We start from the raw sequence: 18,858 nt of genomic DNA, 5'->3' as shown, positions 1-18,858 counted from the left end.
TCGCGGGATCCGTCTGCGCCGTGCGGGTTGCCTGATGGATTGGCCATGCCGGACGGCGCCGCGCGTGCCGTTGCTCCCGATATGGATTTGCCCCTGCGCCCCGGCGCAAGGGTGCCGCGGCGATGGATAATCGCCGCTCTTTCGCCCGGTGCCACGCCTTGGCTTCCTCCGCTCCCGTGCTGCAGCCCGTCGCACCCGCCGAACGTCTCGTCACCCTGGACGTGCTGCGCGGTTTCGCGCTGCTCGGCATCCTGCTGATGAACATCGAGGGCTTCGTCGGGCCGCTGGATACGGCGACGACCGGGCTGGACCCGCTGCTGCGGGGTGCCGACCGCATCGCCGATGCGGCGGTCTACCTGCTGGTGCAGGGTAAGTTCTACATCTTGTTTGCGTTGCTGTTCGGCATGGGTTTTGCGGTGATGGCGCAGCGCGCCGAGGCGGCACGGCGCGCCTTCGGCGGCTTCTTCCTGCGTCGCAGCGCGGTGCTGTTGCTGATCGGCGTGCTGCATGCGCTGTTGCTGTGGTCCGGCGACATCCTGGTCAGCTATGCGCTGCTGGGGTTCATGCTGCTGGCCTTCCGCGACGCGCCCACGCGCTGGTTGCCGTGGATGGCGCTGGCGGTCTATCTGTGTTCGCCGCTGCTGTCGCTGCTGGCCGGCGCGAGCGGTTCGGTGGCGCAGGCCGATCCGCACGCTGCCGCACGCTGGCACCAGGACATGGCGGAACAGGCACAACTGGGGGCGGCGGCGCTGGCGCAGCACCGCCAGGTCTTCGGCCATGGCAGCTACGCCGAGGCCACCGCGCAGCGCCTGCGCGATCTGTTCGATGCGTTGGGCATGCTGGTGTTCAATGCGCCGACCATCTTCGGCATATTCCTGCTCGGCGCGTGGTGCGTGCGCAGCGGCCTGGCGCAGCAGCCGCAACGGCGCCCGCGGTTGCTGGCGGCGCTGCGCTGGGGTGTGCTGCCGCTGGGCACGGCGCTGATGCTGCTGAGCTTCCGGCTGGAGCCGTGGATGGATCCGGCACGCCTGGACCTGCGCCTGGGCAGCGCCTTCGCCTTGGCCACGCTGGCCAGCGGCATGATGGCGCTGGGCTACGCCGCCTGGCTGGTGCGCTTGGCCCCGGCGCTGCGCTGGCTGGCGCCGGCCGGGCGCATGGCGTTGAGCAACTATCTGCTGCAGTCGCTGCTGTGCACCACGCTGTTCTACGGCTACGGCCTGGGCTATTTCGAACGCCTGCCGCGGGCCTGGCAGATTCCGTTCGCGTTCGCGCTGTTCGTGCTGCAGGTGGCGCTGTCGCAGCTGTGGTTGCGGCAGTTCCGCATCGGCCCGGTGGAATGGCTGTGGCGCTCGGCGACCTACCTGCGCTGGCAGCCGCTGCGCCGCCGTGACACGGCCGCGGCGGCGCAATGAAGGCGCTCCCGCAAGACGACGTGCTGATCGTCGGCGCCGGCGCGATCGGGCTGGCCACCGGCCTGGCGCTGCTGGAGGCGGGCCGCCAGGTGCGGATCCTGGACGCGGGCGGCGTGGGCGCTGCGACCTCGCACGGCAACTGCGGCACCATCACCCCCAGCCACGCGCCGCCGCTGGCCGCGCCCGGCGTGCCGTGGCGTGCATTGCGCTGGATGCTGCGCCCGGATGCGCCGCTGTACATCCGCCCCCGCCTGGATCCGGCGCTATGGCAGTGGCTGCTGCGCTTTCGCGCGCGCTGCAACGCGCGCGACTGGCTGGCCAGCGCGCAGGCGCGCGCGGCGCTGCTCGACGATGCGCGCACGCGCCTGGTCGCCTGGATCGAGCGTTATGGACTGGACTGCGAATTCAAGGCGGACGGGCTGGACTACGTGTTCGGCGATCGGCGCAACTTCGAGCACTACGCCGAAGAATGCGTGGCGCTGGAACGGCTCGGCATCCGCACCCAGGTGATCGACGGCGCCGACTACCTGCGCCAGCAGCCGGCGTTCCGCGACGTGGTGGTCGGCGCGGTGCATTTTCCCGGCGATGCGCATCTGCGCCCTGACCGCTATACCGCCGAACTGGCGCGTGCGCTGCGCGAGCGTGGGGCGACGATCGAGGAACACTGCCGGGTGCAGTCGCTGCAGCCGGATGCCGACGGCGTGCGCGTGGAGACTGCGCACGGCCCGCGGCGCGCGCGCGACCTGGTGCTGGCGGCCGGGCCATGGTCGCCGGCACTGGCGGCGCTGCTGGGAGTGCGCCTGCCGATCCAGGCCGGCAAGGGCTATTCGATCACCTACACGCGGCCGACGCTGGCGCCGACGCGGCCGGTGGTGCTGAAGGATCCGCTGGTCTGCGTCACCACCTGGGGCAGCGGTTTCCGGCTCGGCAGCACGATGGAATTCTCCGGCCACGACACGCGCTTGAACGAAGTGCGCCTGGCAGCGTTGCAACGCGCCGCGCGGCATTACCTGCACGAACCGGAAGGCCCGCAGCTGCGCGAGCGCTGGTACGGCTGGCGGCCGATGACCTGGGACGACCTGCCGGCGCTGGGGCGTTCGCCGCGGCATCCTCACGTCTGGCTGGCGGCCGGCCATGGCATGCTCGGCATCAGCATGAGCAGCGCGACAGGACAACTGATGGCCGACCTGATCTGCGGGCAGTCGCCCGCCATCGACCCCACGCCGTACCGCGTGGAGCGTTTCCGGTGAGCGCTGCCGTCCACGACTACGACCTGCTGGTGCTCGGCGGCGGTTCCGGCGGCCTGGCCACCGCGTTCCGCGCTGCCGGCCTGGGCGCGCGCGTGGCGATCCTGGAGCCGGGCGCGCTGGGCGGCACCTGCGTCAACATCGGCTGCGTGCCGAAGAAGGCGATGTGGCTGGCCGCCGACCTGGTTGGGCGCATCGATCTGGCGCGCGACATCGGCTTCTCCATTCCCAGTTCCACCCTGTCGTGGCCGCAGCTGGTGGCGCATCGCCAGGGCTATATCGGCAACATCCACGCCAGCTACCGGCGGCGCCTGGATGCCGACGGCGTGGTGCTGATTCCGCAGCGCGGCCGGCTGCTGGACGCGCATACGGTGGAATGCGGCGACGGCGTGCGGGTCAGCGCGGCCCATGTGGTGATCGCCACCGGCGCACACGCGCTGCGGCCGCCGATCGAGGGCGCCGAGTTGGGCCGGGTGTCGGACGATTTCTTCAATCTGTGCGAGGCGCCGCCGCGGGTGGCGATCGTCGGCGGCGGCTATATCGCGGTGGAGCTGGCCGGCCTGCTGCAGGCGCTGGGCAGCCGCGTCGCGTTGTTCGTGCAGGGCGAGCGCCTGCTGGAGCGCTTCGATGCGGAATTGGCCCTGCAGCTCGGCGAGAACCTGCGTCACCAGGGCGTGCGCCTGCATTTCGGCTATCGCGCCAGCGCCTTGCGCCGCGCGGCGCAAGGCATACAGCTGCACGCCGCGCATACGCAGCCTAGCGAGACGTTCGACCAGGTATTCTTCGCCATCGGCCGCCGCCCGAACAGCCAGGATCTTGGCCTGGAAGCGCTGGGCGTGCGGCTCGGTGACAAGCGCGAGATCGTGGTCGACGACTACCAGAACACCGACGTGCCCGGGCTGTACGCGATCGGCGACGTGGCCGGCAAGGTCGGCCTGACCCCGGTGGCGATCGCCGCCGGGCGCAAGCTGATGGAGCGCCTGTTCGGCGACCGGCCGCAGGCGCGGCTGGACTACGACAACGTGCCCAGCGTGGTGTTTTCGCATCCGCCGCTGGGCCAGGTCGGCCTGGGCGAAGAGCAGGCGCGGGCGCGCTATGGCGCGGCGGTGACGGTGTACCGCAGCCATTTCCGGCCGATGCTGCATGCACTGGCCGGCTCGCCGCAGCGCAGCCTGTTCAAGCTGGTGTGCGTCGGCGAAGACGAACGGGTGGTCGGCTTCCACCTGCTCGGCGACGGCGCTGACGAAATCCTGCAGGGCTTCGCGGTGGCGCTGAAGCTGGGCGTGACCAAGCGTCAGCTGGAGGACACGGTGGCGATCCATCCGACTTCCGCCGAGGAAGTGGTGTTGATGCGCTGAGCGTCGCCCGGCGCTGGGCCGGGCGAACGCGTGCCATGATTGTGCCGGCTTCAGCCAGGTTGGGATGCGCCATGCGTGGGGCTGTGCGTGGCCGCTGGTTCGACGCCCGCCTCGTGCGCTGGCGGCGTCGGTTCTTCTTCTTCGATTTCGCTGATCGTCACGCCGGACGTTCGCGCCGTCTGCCGCGCTATGCCAGCGTTGGCTATGAGATTTTGCACGTTGGCGCCTACCTGTTCCTCGTACTGCTCTAGCTGTTCGGGATTCAGGCCGGCGACGTGCTCCTGCACGCTGGCCATGTGTTCCTGCAACTCTTGGACAGTCTGCGCTTCGCGTGTGACCACGGTGGTGCCGTTCGCGTCCGTGCACTGGCCGAGGATCTTGCCACCGACCCAGTTCATCGCCAACTCGGCGCCTCGCGCCACCGGGCCGGGCATCGTCATCGACATGAGCGTCATCACCAGCCCTGCGTAATACGGCGAGTTCTGGGACGACTCGATGATGCCGTTGGGCGTGAATGCCTTGGAGAACTTGTCCGCTCCCAGCGCGAGCGCCATCACCATGCTGACCGCGCTCATCGCCTTGAAGCGTTCCATCGCGTCTTGCCGGGTGGCCTGCTTGTTCCAGGCCGATTGCGCCATGACCGCGGTCACCACCAGCGAATCGGCCACCAGATCCGCGGTGCCGATCTTGTCTGGCTGGATAAAGAACACGGTGGAGCCGGTGACGCCGGCACCGAGGAGGGTCAACGCCAGTTTGGAAGAGAAATCGGAGTTCTTCGCCCCCCGCGGCGCGATGCCCGCCTCCGCGTGATCCAGTCCCAGCGCGCCACTGAAGCGCTCGGTGCAGTTGTGCAGGGTTTCCAGCAAATGGGTGCACTGGGAATTGAGCGTGCTGGTGAGCTCGCGCCCGCCGTCTTCGGTGAAATTGCGACGGCTTTGCTCGAATGCCGCGCGCCCGTTCTCCAACTGCAGCCAGATCTGGTTCAAGCTGGTGCGCAGTTCTTCGCTGACCTGGACGGGATCGAGCCGGTCGTGCAACGGCTTGGCCCAATCGCTTCGGCCGACCAGTTCCGCACCATCGGCGGCCATGCGCATCGCACCATCGCGCGCCCGGCCGGCGATCTGTTTGACGTTGTTCCATACGAACGGAGTCACCAGTACGGCGGCGGCGGCGACGGCGGCGCCCGAACGGAAGTAGAGGCTGTTGTCGATCGCTTCGGCCTTCTGCTTCACCGATTCCGAGCCAAATTTCTTCGGCAGTTCGGTGGCAAGAAAGATGCCGTTGAGCAGCGCTGCATAGAAGTGCATTTCGTTGGCTTCGCGGCCCAACTGGCCGCCCGCCAGCGGAAAAGGCAGGCCATCGGCGGTCGAGCGCAATGCCGACATCGACAGCCCGAGGACGCCCTTGGTGGCGCCAGCGATCGAGTAGGCGAACGTCTTGGCCTGATTGGCCAGCAGCGGGCTGGGAACCAGCAATGGCCAGGCATTGACCAGGTTGACCAAGGACTTCAGCGCCCGGCCCGCCGCCGGCGTGCCCTTTTCGAGCGGATCCAGCGCCTTCTCCACCGCTTGGATATCGCTCAGAATTGCGCTGCGCAGATGCTGCGGCATATCAGGCGACGCATTGCACAGTGTTCTCAGTTGCTGCATTTGCTTGCGGCACGAGGCCAGGGTGTGGGCCGATGGCTGCTCCGGATCGCTGCCACGCAGAATTCTCAGGAATTCCGGATCATGCGCGTGCACCTGCAGCATGGTGCGCAGGTCGCTCATCGTCCACACTTGCTTGGCTGCCGAGACGATGCCGGACTTGCCGCTCTCGAATGCCGACCTGGCCAGTTGGGCCGCATGCGAAGCGGCGCCGCTGACCCGCTGCGCACCCGCCGCCAGTAAGGCGCGTGCATGAAACAGGGACGAAGCCGCCGCTTGATCGCCGCTGTCCTGGGGCGTCGCAGGTTCTGCGTGCGCAGCCGTTTGCGCAGGTGTCGCCGGCGCGTTGGCGGGTCTTTCTGCATCGCTGCCACTACGACGAGGCGCCCGCTCCGCCAAAAGGCCGGCCACGGGCGCCTCGGTTGGCGGCGCCGTTGTTGCATGAGGCGCTGCGTGCGCTGCTTCGGTGGGAATTTCCGGTGGTGAGGTGCCGGACGATGCGCTAACGGATTTGGTGTACATGTAAATAGGATCCTCTGTATTGAACCTGGGGGGGGCGGTGAAACCACAGGGCGGTGAAAAAGCCGCGTGCGAGTGCGGCGATCGGGGATGCGCCATCACGTAGATTGCGTGAAGCAGACATTGCATCCCGGCGCTGCCGCGCTAGGCCTGAAGGCCATGTCTGGCGATCGATTGTCCACGTGGTGCATCCGCAACTATGGCGTGCAGCCTTGCTGCACGATGAATGAAAATCCCTTGAAATGATCTTAAGGACCATTTTGGTGCAATGCCTCGTCGGTGCAAAATAATGCCGCGTTATAGGGAAATCATCGCGCTTTATAAGAATTTCGCAGGCATGCAGTTATCGCTACGCGTATCGGTACGCGCGATTGCAGCGGTCGGCCCTGGCTCGTGACGTTGTTGCGGCGGCGCCACGATTGCGCGGTGGAGGTGGCGAGTTGCCGGGTGCTGGCCCGCGTGCGCTGCGCGGCGGCCGCATCGACGCGTGGTCGACGTTCAGCGTCCGCGGCGCGTGACACGGCGCTTGCACATCGCGCAAAGGCGGAACTCGCGGGCATGGTCACGCATGAGCCCGTTTTCCGCCTTTTCCCTGTTGATGCGTTGCGCGTCGCCCGGCGCTGGGCCGGGCGGGCGCGTGCTTCAGCTAGGTTGGGATGCACCATGCGAATGGCTGTGCTTAGCCGCTGGTTCGACACCGGTGTCGTGTGCGGGCGGCGTCGCGTCTTCTTCTTCGATTTCGCTGATCGTCACACCGGACGTTCGTGCCGGCTGCCGCGCTGCGCCAGCGTTGGCCATGAGATTTTGCACGTTGGCGGCGACCTGTTCCTCGTACTGCTCTAGCTGTTCGGGATTCAGGCCGGCGACGTGCTCCTGCACGCTGGCCATGTGTTCCTGCAACTCTTGGACAGTCTGCGCTTCGCGTGTGCCCAGGGTGGTGCCGTTCGCGTCCGTGCACTGGCCGAGGATCTTGCCACCGACCCAGTTCATCGCCAACTCGGCGCCGCGCGCCATCGGGCCGGGCATCGTCATCGACATGAGCGCCATCACCAGCCCTGCGTAATAAGGCGAGTTCGGGGACGACTCGACCAAGCCCTCGGGGGTGAAGATCTTGGAGAACTTGTCCGCACCCAGCGCGAGAACCATCACCATGCTAACCGCGTTCATCGACTTGAAGCGTTCCATCGCGTCTTGCCGGGTGGCCTGCTTGTTCCAGGCCGATTGCGCCATGACCGCGGTCACCACCAGCGCATCGGCCACCACATCCGCGGTGCCGATCTTGTCGGGCTGGATCAAGAAGGCAGTGGATCCGGTAACGCTGGCAGCCAGGATGGTCAAAGCCAGTTTGGAAGCAAAATCGGAGTTCCTCGTCCGCTGCGACGCGATTCCCTCCTGCGTGCGATCCAGTCCCAGCGCGCCACTGAAGCGCTCGGTGCAGTTGTGCAAGGTTTCCAGCAGATGGGTGCACTGGGAATTCAGCGTGCGGGTGAGTTCGCGCCCGCTGTCTGGCGCGGTGAAGTCGCGGCGGCTTTGCTCGAATGCCGCACGTCCGTTCTCCAGCTGCAGCCAGATATGGTTCAAGCTATTGTGCAGTTCTTCGCTGACCCGGACGGGATCGAGCCGGTCGTGCAACGGCTTTGCCCAATCGCTTCGACCTGCCCGTTCCAAACTATTGGCGGCCATGCGCATGGCGCCATCGCGGGCCTGGCCGGCGAGCTGTTTGACGTTGTTCCATACGAACGGAGTCAACAGCACGGCAGCGGCAGCGACGACGGCGCCCGAACGGAAGTAGAGACTGTCGTCGATCGCTTCGGCCTTCTGCTTCAACGATTCCGAGCCAAATTTCTTCGGCAGCGTGGTGGCAAGAAAGATGCCATTGAGCAGCGCCACATAGAAATGCACTTCGTTGGCTTCCCGGCCCAATTGGCCGCCCCCCAACGGAAAAGGCAGGCCATCGGCGGTCGAGCGCAATGCCGACATCGACAGCCCGAGGACGCCCTTGGTGACGCCAGCGATCGTGTAGGCGAACGTCTTGGCCTGATTGGCCAGCAGCGGGCTGGGAACCAGCATCGGCCAGGCATTGACCACGTTGGCCAAGGCCTTCAGTGCCCGGCCCGTGGCCGGTGTGCCATTTTCGAGCGGATCCAACGCCTGCTCCACCTCGCGGATATCGCTCAGAATCGCGCTGCGCAGATGCTGCGGCAGATCAGTCGAATCATTGCACAGAGTTCTCAGCTGTTGCATTTGCTGGCGGCACGAGGCCAAGGTGTAGTCGGCTGGCTGCTCCGGATCGATGCCACGCAGAATTCTCAGGAATGCCGGATCATTCGCCTGCACTTGCAGCATGGTGCGCAGGTCGCTCATCGTCCACACCTGCTCGGCTGCCGATGCGATGCCGGACTTGCCACTCTCGAATGCCGACCTGGCCAGTTGGGCCGCATGCGAAGCGGCGCCGGTGACCCGCTGCGCACCTGCCGCCAGCAAAGTGCGGGCATATACCAGGGACGAAGCCGCGGCTTGATCGCCGCTGTCCTGGGGCGTCGCAGATTCCGCGTGCGCAGCCGTTTGCTCAGCGGTCGTCGGCGCGGCGGGGCTGTCGGCATCGTTGCTATTACGGCGTGGCGCCCGCTCTCCCAAAACGCCGGATATGGGCACCTCGGCTGGCGGCGCCGTCGTTTCTACACGGGGCGTTGCGGGCGCTGCTTCGGCGGAAACCTCGGGTAGCGGGGGGCTGGTCGATGCGGTAACGGGTTTGGTGTGCATGTGAAGAGGATCCTCTGCATTGAACCTTGGGGGAGGGGCAGGGCTGTGAAATCACAGGACGGTGAAAAAGCCGTAGGCGAGTGCGGCGGTCGGGTGCATGCCAGCAACGCCGATTGCGCTGCGTCGGGCGTTTCGGCTCGCCTGCAGCAGGGGGTGCATTCCCGCCGATGCCAGCGCCAGGCATGAACGTCATGTCTGGCGATCTATTGTCCGCGGTGCATGCGCAACCATGGCGTGCACCTTGCTGAAACATGAATGACACGCCATTGAAGTGATCTTAAAGACGACGCTGGCATCAGGGCCTGCCGGTGCGAAATCATGGCGCGTTATAGGAAGTTGGCAGGCATGCAGTTATCGGTACGCGCGATTGCAGCGGCAGGGCTGGCGCGTGCCGTTGTCACGGTGGCGCCAATACCGTGCGATGACGATGACGATGACGATGGCTAGAGCGAGAGCGCATTGTCGGTGCTGGCCCGCACGCGCTCCGCGGCCGCCGCATCGACGTCGCCTGCGCTCAGCGTCCGCGCCAGCGGACAAGGCGCGGCGGCCTTAGACTGGCGGCATGCACGATGTCCGCTTCCACCTGGGCGCCGGCGGGCGATGAGCGCGCTTGGACGCTCGACTGCCGCCCCGCTGGCGAGCGTGCCCGCCGACCTGCGCGGCGTGCTGCTCGCTGCTGCCGGCGCGATCGGGTTTTCCGGCAAGGCGATCATCGTCAAGCTCGGCTATCGCTACGGTGTGGACGCGGTGACCCTGCTGGCGCTGCGCATGCTGGTGGCGCTGCCGTGCTTCGTGGCGATGGCGCTGTGGGCCGCACGCCGCGCGCCGCCGTTGCAGCGCGGCGACCGCTGGCGCATCTGCGCGCTCGGCGTGCTTGGCTACTACCTGGCGAGCTATCTGGATTTCCTCGGCCTGGCCTACATCACCGCCACGCTGGAGCGGCTGATCCTGTACCTGACCCCGACCCTGGTGCTGCTGATCGCCGTGCTGGTCTTCCGTCGCCGGCCGCAGCGCCGCCAGCTGTGGGCGCTGGTGCTGAGCTATCTCGGCGTGCTGCTCGCCTTCGGCCACGACCTGCGGGTCGGCGGCGCGCGCACTGCCTGGGGCAGCCTGCTGGTGTTCGGCAGCGCGATGGCCTATGCGCTATAACCTGGTCGGTAGCGGACAGATGGTGGCGCGGATCGGCGCGGTGCGGCTGACCGCCTACGCCAGCCTGGTCGCCTGTGTGCTGTGCATCGCCCAGTTCCTGCTGCTGCGGCCGTTGCACGGCTTGCTGCTGCCGACGCCGGTGTATGCGCTGTCGCTGCTCAACGGCACGGTGTGCACGGCGCTGCCGGTGCTGGCGACGATGCTGGCGCTGCGGCGGATCGGCTCGGGCCTGGCCGCGCAGATCGGCATGCTCGGCCCGGTCTCGACCATCGTGCTCAGCGTGCTGCTGCTGGGCGAGGCGATGGGGCCGTGGCAGATCGCCGGCACGCTGCTGGTGCTGGGCGGAGTGCTGCTGGTTACGCGGCCGGCGCGGACGCTGCCGGCATGAGCGGGCGCCGCGCCGCACCCGACGCCGCGGCATCGGCGCTGGCCCAGGCCCGCATCCTGGCGACGATCCGCGCGATTCCGTCCGGCCAGGTGCGCGGCTACGGCGAGGTGGCGATGCTGGCCGGCTTGCCTGGCCGCGCGCGGCTGGTCGCACGCGTGCTTGGCGGCAACACCGATACCGCGCTCCCCTGGCACCGGGTGCTGCGCAGTGACGGGCGCATCGCCTTCGCGGAAGGCTCGCGCGGTTTCCGCGAACAGTGCCAGCGGCTGCGCGGCGAAGGCGTGGCGGTGCAGGGCGGACGGGTGAAGCGCGACCCAACGCCGGCGCGCGATCTGGACGCGGCGTTATGGGGGCCGCAATAACGAGCGGCTATGATGGTCGGCAGTTGCCACGGACACGACCATGTTCCCCAGACTTCCGCCTGTGACCCAAGCCCTGCTGATCGGCAATGTGGCCGTGTTCCTGCTGCAGCTATTGCTGGGCGACGACACCTTCGCGCCCTTCATGCTATGGCCGATCAGCAACTTCGATGCGTTTTCGCCGGGGCAGAACTTCCAGATCTGGCAGCTGCTGACCTACGGCTTCCTGCATGGCGGCTTCTCGCATCTGTTGTTCAATATGCTGGCGCTGTACATGTTCGGCGGGCCGCTGGAGCAGACCTGGGGCAACAAGCGCTTCCTGACCTACTACCTGGTGTGCGTGGCCGGCGCCGGCCTGTGCCAGGTGCTGGTGGGCTGGTGGGCGGTGAGCAACGGCGGCGATCCGTATCCGACCCTGGGCGCCTCCGGCGGCGTATTCGGCCTGTTGCTGGCGTTCGGCATGCTGTTCCCGAACCAGCGGGTGATGCTGCTGTTCCCGCCGATTCCGATGAAGGCGCGCACCTTCGTGATCGTGTTCGGCGCGCTGGAGCTGATCATGGGCTTCACCGGCTGGCAGCCGGGCGTGGCGCACTTCGCGCACCTTGGCGGCATGCTGTTCGGCTGGCTGCTGATCCGCTACTGGCGCGGCCAGCCGCCGTTCGGCAAGCGCAAGCCGCCGCGGCCGCGGATCGTGCGCTGAGGGGAGGAGAAGCGTCCTGAGCCGCTTTTCCCATGCAATGGCTGGAAATCCTGTGTAGCGCGGGCGGACCAGTCGATACTGCCGACGGTCGCCGTAGCCAGCGCTGTTCGGCTCGACGTTGGCGCATAGGCGGCCATTGCACAAAGTCACGTCGGCTTCGTTGTAGGCGCGCAGTAATTCCGCGCGTAGTTGGTTGTCGCGGATATCCCGCCGATACTGTTCGAGTAGCCAGCCACCTCCGGCGAGCAACAGCAGCAAGCTTCCCAATGTGACGGCTGCGGTCTTCCACAGCACGCTGCGCTGCGCGCGTTCGATACGCTTGAGTTGCGCCGCCAATGCGTATGCGCCTTCGCCTATCGCACTGCCGGGCTGTTGGAGACGTTTCTCGAAGCCGGCAACGTGTTGGTCGATACCATTTGCACCTGGCGGATCAGCGTGTCCGGAACGCGTTGCAACGTCTCTTGCGCCGAACGCGCGACGGTGACCGATATCACCTACATCCGAACGCACGAAGGCTGGCTGTACCTGGCCGTGGTGCTGGATCTTTTCTCAAGGAAGATCGTGGGTTGGGCGATGCAATCAACGATGCACACCGACGTGGTGCTGCAAGCCTTGATGATGGCCGTATGGCGACGTAAGCCGCCTGCGGGGCTGCTAGTGCACTCGGATCAAGGCACGCAATTCACTGGGCACGACTGGCAAGATTTCCTGAAAGCACATGGCCTGGTCAGCAGCATGAGCCGGCGCGGCAACTGTCACGACAACGCGGTCGCCGAGAGCTTCTTTCAGCTCCTCAAACGCGAGCGCATCAAGCGCAGGATTTACGTGACGCGTGAGGAAGCCAAGTCCGACGTCTTCAACTACATCGAGATGTTCTACAACACCAGACGACAGCACGGACACAACAACGGGTGTCTCCGGTAGAGTTCGAAAAGCAACGATCAAAATGAGGCTTCGGGGTGTCTACAGAAGCCGGGGCGATTCACTTCAGTGCGGCGCTCGCAGCCAGTGCACCACGGCGCTGGGGCGGCCATCATATGCGACGACGGCGCGGTTGCCCGCGCCGTCGTGCTGCACTGCTTACCGAACTGCGATTACGGCCAGACGCGGATCTGCTCGGCGTCGCTGCGCACCATCGGCTGGCCGGCCTTGCAGGTGAAGGTGGCGGCGAAGGAGGGCAGGTTGGCCAGCGGGCCGTTGGCGCGCCAGCGGCCGGGCGCGTGCACGTCGGCGGTGACGCGCTGCACCGCTTCGTTCGGCGACAGCTGCTGCGCCCACAGGCCGGCCCAGGCCTTGTAGAACGCCTGCTTGCCGGCGTCGCCGGCGGCGGGCTGGGCGGCGGCATACGCCTGCCAGGCCAGTTCGACGCTGCCGATGTCGGTCAGGTCCTGTTCCTGGGTCAACTGGCCGTTGACCTTGGCGCCCTTCACGCCGGGGAAGTCGTAGGCGCCGTACTGCGCGGCGGCGCGCGCGCTCAATGCGTTCCACGCGCTCTTGTCTTCCGCGGTCCACCAGTTGCGCAGTTCGCCCTTGGCGTCGACCTGGCTGCCCTTGCTGTCGATCGCGCCGATCAGTTCGTGCGCGACCAGCGCGCCGTAGCCGCCGTACAGCGCGGCGGCATCGCCGCCGGCGACGAACACCGGCGGCTGCAGCACCGCGGCGGTGACGATCAGGCGGTTCTGGGCGAGGTCGTAGGTCAGCGCCGGCTGCTGCGGCAGCACGTCCCAGCGGCGGTCGGCGTTGCCCTTGCCGATGCGCTTCATTTCCTCGCGGTGGCGCCAGGTGGAGGCGATCAGCATGTTGCCGCCGAAGCTGCCGCGGCCCATCGGCTGCACGCTGTAGTCCAGGTCGCGGCGCGGCGCGCCGATCTCGATCTTCAGCGCGGCCAGCTTGGCCTGCGCTTCGGCGCGCGCCGACTCGCTCAGCCAGGTGTTGCGCTTGAGCGCGGCGATTTCGGTGTCACGCACCTGGTCGGCGATGCGTTCGGCCTGGCGGCGGGTGTCGGCGTTGAGATAGCGGCCGACGTACTCGCGGCCCAGCATCGGGCCGGCGGCGACGTTGATCGCGTCCAGCACCTGCGACCAGCGCTGCGGCGGCAGGGTCTGGCCTTCCAGCACGCGGCCGCGGAACTCGAAGCTGGCGTCGCGGAAGCTCTTGGACAGGTACGGCGCCATCGCGTCGCCGACGCGCCAGCGCAGGTAGGCCTTCCATTGCTCGGGCTTGATGCTGACGATCATGCCGTCGAGCTGCTTGAACATGTCCGGATCGGCCATCGACACCAGGTCGTCGTTGACGCCCTGCGCCTTCAGGAACGCGTCCAGCTGCAGGTTGCGGTACTGCTTGTTCAACTCCTTGGTGGAGATCGGTGCGTAGTTGTTGAACGGGTTGTTGATGCCGGCCAGCGACTTGGCGCTGCGCGCCAGCGCGGTCTCGATCTGCAGCACCGACTGGGTGTCGGCCTCGAGCTTGGCCGCCGGGGTGCCGGTCAGGGTCAGGATCTGCTTGACGTAGGCGCGGTAGCGGCCCATCAGCGCGACGGTGTCGGCGTCGGTGCGGGTGTAGAAGGCCGGGTCGGGCAGGCCCATGCCGCCCTGCATGAAGTAGCCGATGTGGCGGTCCAGCGCCTTCAGGTCGACGTCGGCGCCGAAGTTGAACGCCACCGGGATGCCGATCTGGTGCAGCGCGGCGATCGAGGCCGGCACCTCCTTGGCCTTCTTGATCGCGTCGATGCGGCTGAGCAGCGGCGCGATCGGGTTGGACCCGTCCTTCTCCACCGCCGCTTCGTCCAGGCCGCTGGCCCAGAAATCGCCCAGCGCTTTCTGCACGTCGTTCTGCGGCGACTGCATCGACGCATCGAGCAGGTCGCGTTGCTGTTGCTGCGCGCGCGCGGACAACTGGCCCAGGGCGGTGACGGCGCCGGTCTGCGGCAGCGGGTTGCTCTTCAGCCAATCGGCATTGGCGTCGTCGTAGAAATCGGTGCAGGCGGCGCTGACGACGGGCGCCTTGGCGGCGGCGCGCTTCTTCTTGGGCGCGGCATCGGCGGTGGACGCCAGGGCGATCAGGCCGAGGGCGACAGCGAGGGCAAGCGGACGGGCAGTGAGCATCGGGAGCGAATCCGGTCAGGATTAAAGTCGGCGGAGTTTAACAAGGTGCGGCCCGCAGCTGTGGTCATGGGGTGGCGTGACTTCCCCTAACCGGTTCAGAAGGATGCGCGGTCGCGTGCTGGACGCGCGCAGTCGGTGAACAAGCAGCGCGCAAAGAAAAGGCCCGGACATGCCGGGCCTTTTCGCGTTGTAGCGGAGCAGCTGCGCTTACCAGATCACGACCTGCCTGTCGCCGGCGCGCACCATCGGCGAACCCGCCTTGCACTGGAACGCGGCGGCGAAGGCCGGCAGGTTCGACGGCGCACCCATCGCGCGGAACTGCGCCGGGGCGTGCGGATCGGTAGCCAGGCGCACCATCGCGTTCTGCGGGGTGTACTTGGTGCGCCACACGGTGGCCCAGTTGAGGAAGAAGTTCTGGTCGCGGGTCATGCCGCCGACCTTCGGATCGTCCTTGCCCGCGGTGGCCTTCTGCAGCGCGTCGTAGGCGGTGGACAGGCCGCCCAGGTCGGCGATGTTCTCGCCCAGGGTCAGCTTGCCGTTGACCGGCTTGCCGTCCACCTTGTACTCGTCGAACTGCTTGACCAGCTTGCCAGTCAGCCCCTTGAACGCGGCCAGGTCCTTCGGCGTCCACCAACCCGGATCCTTGATGAAGTTGCCGTCGGGTCCGAAACGGCTGCCCTGGTCGTCGTAGCCGTGGGTCATCTCATGGCCGATCACCGCGCCGATGCCGCCGTAGTTGAACGCGTCGTCGGCAGTGGGATCGTAGAACGGCGGCTGCAGGATCGCGGCCGGGAACACGATCTCGTTCTGCTGCGGGTTGTAGTAGGCGTTGACCGTCTGCGGGGTCATGTCCCATTCGGTCTTGTCCACCGGCTTGCCGATCTTGCTCAGGTTGTACTTGTAGTTGAACGCGGTGGCAGCGCGCACGTTGTCCAGGTAGCTGTCGCGCTGCGTGCTCAGGTTGCTGTAGTCGCGCCACTTGTCGGGGTAGCCGATCTTCGGGGTGAAGGTCTCCCACTTGGCGATCGCCTTGGCCTTGGTCTCCGGGCTCATCCAGGTGACGTGCTCGATGCGCGCCTTCAGCGCCTGGCGCAGGTTGTCCACCAGTTGCTGCATCTTGGCCTTGGCGTCGGCCGAGAAGGCGACCTTGACGTACATCTGGCCCATCGCCTCGCCGGCGCCGTCCTCGATGCTGCCGAGCACGCGCTTCCAGCGCGGCTTCATCTCGGCCTGGCCGTTGAGCTCCTTGCCGTAGAACGCGAAACTCTCCTGCGCGAACGCGTCGCTCAGATACGGCGAGGCGCTATCGACGGTGTGGAAGCGTAGGTAGGCGCGCCACACCGACGGATCGGTGTCGCCCAGCGCCTTGCTCACTTCCTGGTGGAACGCCGGGATCGCCAGCGAGAACGTCTCCGGCACCGCCACGCCCTGCGACTCGAAGAACTTGGTCCACGGGAAGTTCGGGGTCAGCTTGTCGGCGTCGGCGGGGGTGATCGGGTTGTAGGCCAGCTCGGCGTCGCGCGACATCTGTTCGCTGGACTTGGAGACCTTGGCCAGGCGCGTTTCCAGTGCCACCACGTCCTTGGCCTGCTTGGCCGCATCGGCGGCCGGCACCCCGGACAGCTCCAGCACCTTGGCCACGTGCGCCTGGTAGGCGTTGAGCTTGTCCTTCTTGTCGGCGTCGAAATAGTAGCCGCGGTCCGGCAGGCCCAGGCCGCCCTGCATCGCGTAGGCCATGTTCATCGATGAATGCTTGAAATCGGCTTGGGCGCCGAAGCCGAACAGGCCGTTCTCGCCCTTGGCCGCGCTCTGGCGCAGGTACTCGGCTACCGCCGGGCCGTCCTTGAGGCCGTCGATCGCGGCCAGGTCGGCCTTCAGCGGCGCGATGCCCTGCGCGTTGACCTTGGCTTCGTCCATGCCCGAGGCCCAGAAATCGCCGACGATCTTCTCCACGCCCTGCCCATTGGCGGCAGCGGCCTGCTCGGCCAGCTGGTGCTGCACGGCGACCGAGCGCTCGTCCAGGATCGAGAACGCGCCCCAACTGCTGCGGTCCTTGGGGATTTCGTTGGCGGCCAGCCACTTGCTGTTGACGTAGCCGGCGAAGTCGCTGCAGGCGTCCTTGCTCGCATCCAGGTCGCTGGCGGCGAAGGCGCTGTAGGGCGGCAGCTTGCTGGCGTCGAGCTTCAGCTCGGCCGGCGTTGCGGCAGGCGCCGGCGCGGCGGCCGCCTCGGTCTTGGCGGCGTCGGCGGCAGGCGCTGCCGCGTCGGGCTTGTTGCAGCCGCTCAGGGCGGCGCTCACGGCCAGGGTCAACAGCAGCATCTGGGGATTGCGAAAGGTCACAAGGAAGCTCCAAGCCAGCGTGGATAACGGAATGGCCCGAGGGGCCGTGGCGAGACTGTACGCCGCTGCCAGCGGTTTCAGGGGTGTCGAAGGTCATGGGCCGGGTGCTCGCGCTCAGCGGGCGTGAGGCCAGCGGGCCGGTATCATCCCCGGGATGAAGCGCGAACCGTCCTGCGATGCCCTGATCGTCGGCGCCGGCCACAACGGTCTGGTCTGCGCCGCCTACCTGGCGCGCGCCGGCTGGAAGGTCACGGTGCTGGAGCGGCGCGGCGTGGTAGGCGGCGCCGCGGTCACCGACGAATTCCACCCGGGCTTCCGCAATTCGGTGGCGTCCTACACGGTGTCGCTGCTGCAGCCGAAGGTGATCGCCGATCTGGACCTGGCTGCGCACGGGCTGCGCATCGTGCCGCGCCGCTGCAACAACTTCGTGCCGCTGCCCGACGACCGTTACTTGCTGGCCGGCGCCGGCATCACCCAGGCGCAGGTGGCGAAGTTCTCCACGCGCGACGCCGAACGCCTGCCGGCCTACGAGGCGCGGCTGGAGCGCATCACCGACGTGCTGCGCGCGCTGGCGTTGCAGCCGCCGCCGAACGTCACCGACGGCGGCTGGCGGCAGGCGCTGCCGGAACTGCTGCGTGCCGGCCGCCTCGGCCGCCGCCTGCATGCGCTGGGTCCCGGCCTGCGCCAGGAACTGCTGGACCTGTTCAGCATCTCTGCCGCCGAGTACCTGGAGCGTTGGTTCGAGAGCGACCCGGTCAAGGCATTGTTCGGCTTCGACGGCATCGTCGGCAACTATGCCAGCCCGTACACGCCGGGCTCGGCCTACGTGCTGCTGCACCACGTGTTCGGCGAGAGCAACGGGGTCAAGGGCGCCTGGGGCCACGCGCTCGGCGGCATGGGCGGCATCACTCAGGCGATGGCCAAGGCGGCGACCGCCGTCGGCGCGCAGATCCGCACCGACGCCGGCGTGCGCGAGATCCTGGTCGAGGACGGGCGCGCAGTCGGCGTGGTCACCGAACACGGTGAGCGGTTCTACGCGCGCCGCGTCGTCGCCAACGTCAATCCCAAGCTGCTGTACGAACGCCTGCTCGACCCGGCGCATGTGCCGGCGGCCACCCGCGAGCGCATGGCGCAGTGGCGCTGCGGCTCGGGCACGTTCCGGATGAACGTGGCGCTGTCGCGGCTGCCGGATTTCCGCGCGCTGCCGGGGCAGGGCGACCATCTCACCGCCGGCATCATCCTGGCACCGAGCCTGGACTACATGGACTGCGCCTACCGCGATGCGCGCGACCACGGCTGGTCGCGCGACCCCATCGTCGAACTGCTGATCCCCAGCACGCTGGACGATACGCTGGCGCCGCCCGGCCAGCATGTGGCCAGCCTGTTCTGCCAGCACGTGGCGCCGCAGTTGCCGGATGGGCGCAGCTGGGACGCGCACCGCGACGAGGTCGCCGAACTGATGATCGCCACCGTCGAACGCTACGCGCCGGGCTTCGCGGACTCGGTGCTGGGCCGGCAGGCGCTGACCCCGCTGGACCTGGAGCGTACCTTCGGCCTGATCGGCGGCGATATCTTCCACGGTGCGCTGAGCCTCAACCAGTTGTTCAGCGCCCGCCCGATGCTCGGCCAGGCCAACTACCGCGGCGCGATTCCCGGCCTGTACCTGTGCGGCTCCGGCACCCATCCGGGCGGCGGCGTGACCGGCGCGCCGGGGCACAATGCGGCGATGGCGTTGCTGGGGCGTTGAGCCTTGTCGGGGCTGTGGGCCGTCTACAGTTGTCGCACGCCGGCGCGGCTTATAAAAAAAACCCCGGCGGAGCCGGGGCAGGAGAGAGATAAGCGTTGCGTTGCGGCGAAACGTCTTGGCTGGACG

10 protein-coding genes and 3 pseudogenes are annotated in these 18,858 nt (G+C 67.4%); 8 read left to right on the top strand and 5 right to left on the bottom strand.

All coding sequences use genetic code 11. The features are described from left to right. Window positions 1–122 precede the first annotated feature (122 nt). The 3 genes from ISN38_RS03645 to gorA are packed head-to-tail and all read left to right on the top strand — an operon-like array spanning window position 123 to window position 4,017. The gene (locus ISN38_RS03645) at window positions 123–1,412 is read left to right on the top strand and encodes a DUF418 domain-containing protein (RefSeq protein ID WP_170873999.1); all 1,290 of its coding nucleotides are present in this window, start codon (window positions 123–125) and stop codon (window positions 1,410–1,412) included. Beyond that, entirely contained in the window at window positions 1,409–2,662 is a 1,254-nt protein-coding gene (locus ISN38_RS03640) for an NAD(P)/FAD-dependent oxidoreductase (protein ID WP_003465157.1), read from the top strand. The genes ISN38_RS03645 and ISN38_RS03640 overlap by 4 nt, the downstream gene beginning before the upstream one ends. Further along, on the top strand, window positions 2,659–4,017 hold the full coding sequence (gorA, locus tag ISN38_RS03635) for a glutathione-disulfide reductase (protein WP_003465158.1): 1,359 nt from the start codon (window positions 2,659–2,661) through the stop codon (window positions 4,015–4,017). Before ISN38_RS03640 ends, gorA begins: the two co-directional genes overlap by 4 nt. Window positions 4,018–4,067: 50 nt before the next feature. On the opposite strand, the gene xopX (ISN38_RS03630) is transcribed toward gorA, so the two are convergent. After that, window positions 4,068–6,185 carry a XopX family type III secretion system effector gene (gene xopX, locus ISN38_RS03630; RefSeq protein WP_277820286.1) on the bottom strand — a complete coding sequence of 706 codons (2,118 nt, stop codon included), beginning with the start codon at window positions 6,183–6,185 and terminating at the stop codon, window positions 4,068–4,070. A 639-nt stretch (window positions 6,186–6,824) separates the two neighbouring features. Beyond that, window positions 6,825–8,945, bottom strand: a complete 2,121-nt coding sequence (xopX, locus tag ISN38_RS03625) for a XopX family type III secretion system effector (protein WP_230811737.1) — start codon at window positions 8,943–8,945, stop codon at window positions 6,825–6,827. 600 nt (window positions 8,946–9,545) lie between these two features. Here xopX (ISN38_RS03625) and ISN38_RS03620 point away from each other — a divergent pair. The 3 genes and pseudogenes from ISN38_RS03620 (at window position 9,546) to ISN38_RS03610 (ending at window position 11,541) form a co-directional block, all read left to right on the top strand. After that, window positions 9,546–10,482 (top strand): annotated as a pseudogene (locus tag ISN38_RS03620) (DMT family transporter). Further along, window positions 10,479–10,844, top strand: coding sequence for an MGMT family protein (locus tag ISN38_RS03615; protein ID WP_003465166.1), 366 nt, complete (start codon window positions 10,479–10,481; stop codon window positions 10,842–10,844). The pseudogene ISN38_RS03620 and the gene ISN38_RS03615 overlap by 4 nt, the downstream one beginning before the upstream one ends. Before the next feature lie 40 nt (window positions 10,845–10,884). Next, window positions 10,885–11,541 (top strand): rhomboid family intramembrane serine protease, encoded by a 657-nt coding sequence (locus tag ISN38_RS03610; RefSeq protein ID WP_003465168.1) that lies wholly within the window; start codon window positions 10,885–10,887, stop codon window positions 11,539–11,541. Window positions 11,542–11,598: 57 nt separating this feature from the next. Here the strand turns inward: ISN38_RS03610 and ISN38_RS03605 are convergent. Continuing rightward, window positions 11,599–12,020 (bottom strand): annotated as a pseudogene (locus ISN38_RS03605) (relaxation protein); the annotation flags it as partial. A 1-nt stretch (window position 12,021) separates the two neighbouring features. Between ISN38_RS03605 and ISN38_RS03600 the strand changes: the two are divergent. Next, window positions 12,022–12,491 (top strand): annotated as a pseudogene (locus ISN38_RS03600) (IS3 family transposase); the annotation flags it as partial. A gap of 144 nt (window positions 12,492–12,635) precedes the next feature. On the opposite strand, the gene ISN38_RS03595 reads toward ISN38_RS03600, so the two are convergent. Further along, complete coding sequence (locus ISN38_RS03595) at window positions 12,636–14,645, bottom strand: M13 family metallopeptidase (RefSeq protein WP_003467519.1); 2,010 nt, start codon at window positions 14,643–14,645, stop codon at window positions 12,636–12,638. Between the two features lie 207 nt (window positions 14,646–14,852). After that, window positions 14,853–16,964 carry a M13 family metallopeptidase gene (locus ISN38_RS03590; protein ID WP_047324745.1) on the bottom strand — a complete coding sequence of 704 codons (2,112 nt, stop codon included), beginning with the start codon at window positions 16,962–16,964 and terminating at the stop codon, window positions 14,853–14,855. Between the two features lie 175 nt (window positions 16,965–17,139). On the opposite strand from ISN38_RS03590, the gene ISN38_RS03585 reads away from it, so the two are divergent. Beyond that, window positions 17,140–18,732: a phytoene desaturase family protein gene (locus tag ISN38_RS03585; RefSeq protein ID WP_047324746.1), complete on the top strand. Its 1,593-nt coding sequence runs from the start codon at window positions 17,140–17,142 to the stop codon at window positions 18,730–18,732. Window positions 18,733–18,858: the final 126 nt, after the last annotated feature.

This window comes from Xanthomonas translucens pv. undulosa, assembly GCF_017301775.1.
GTDB classification, from domain to species: Bacteria; Pseudomonadota; Gammaproteobacteria; order Xanthomonadales; family Xanthomonadaceae; genus Xanthomonas_A; species Xanthomonas_A translucens.
This window is presented reverse-complemented; position numbering and strand designations above follow the sequence as displayed.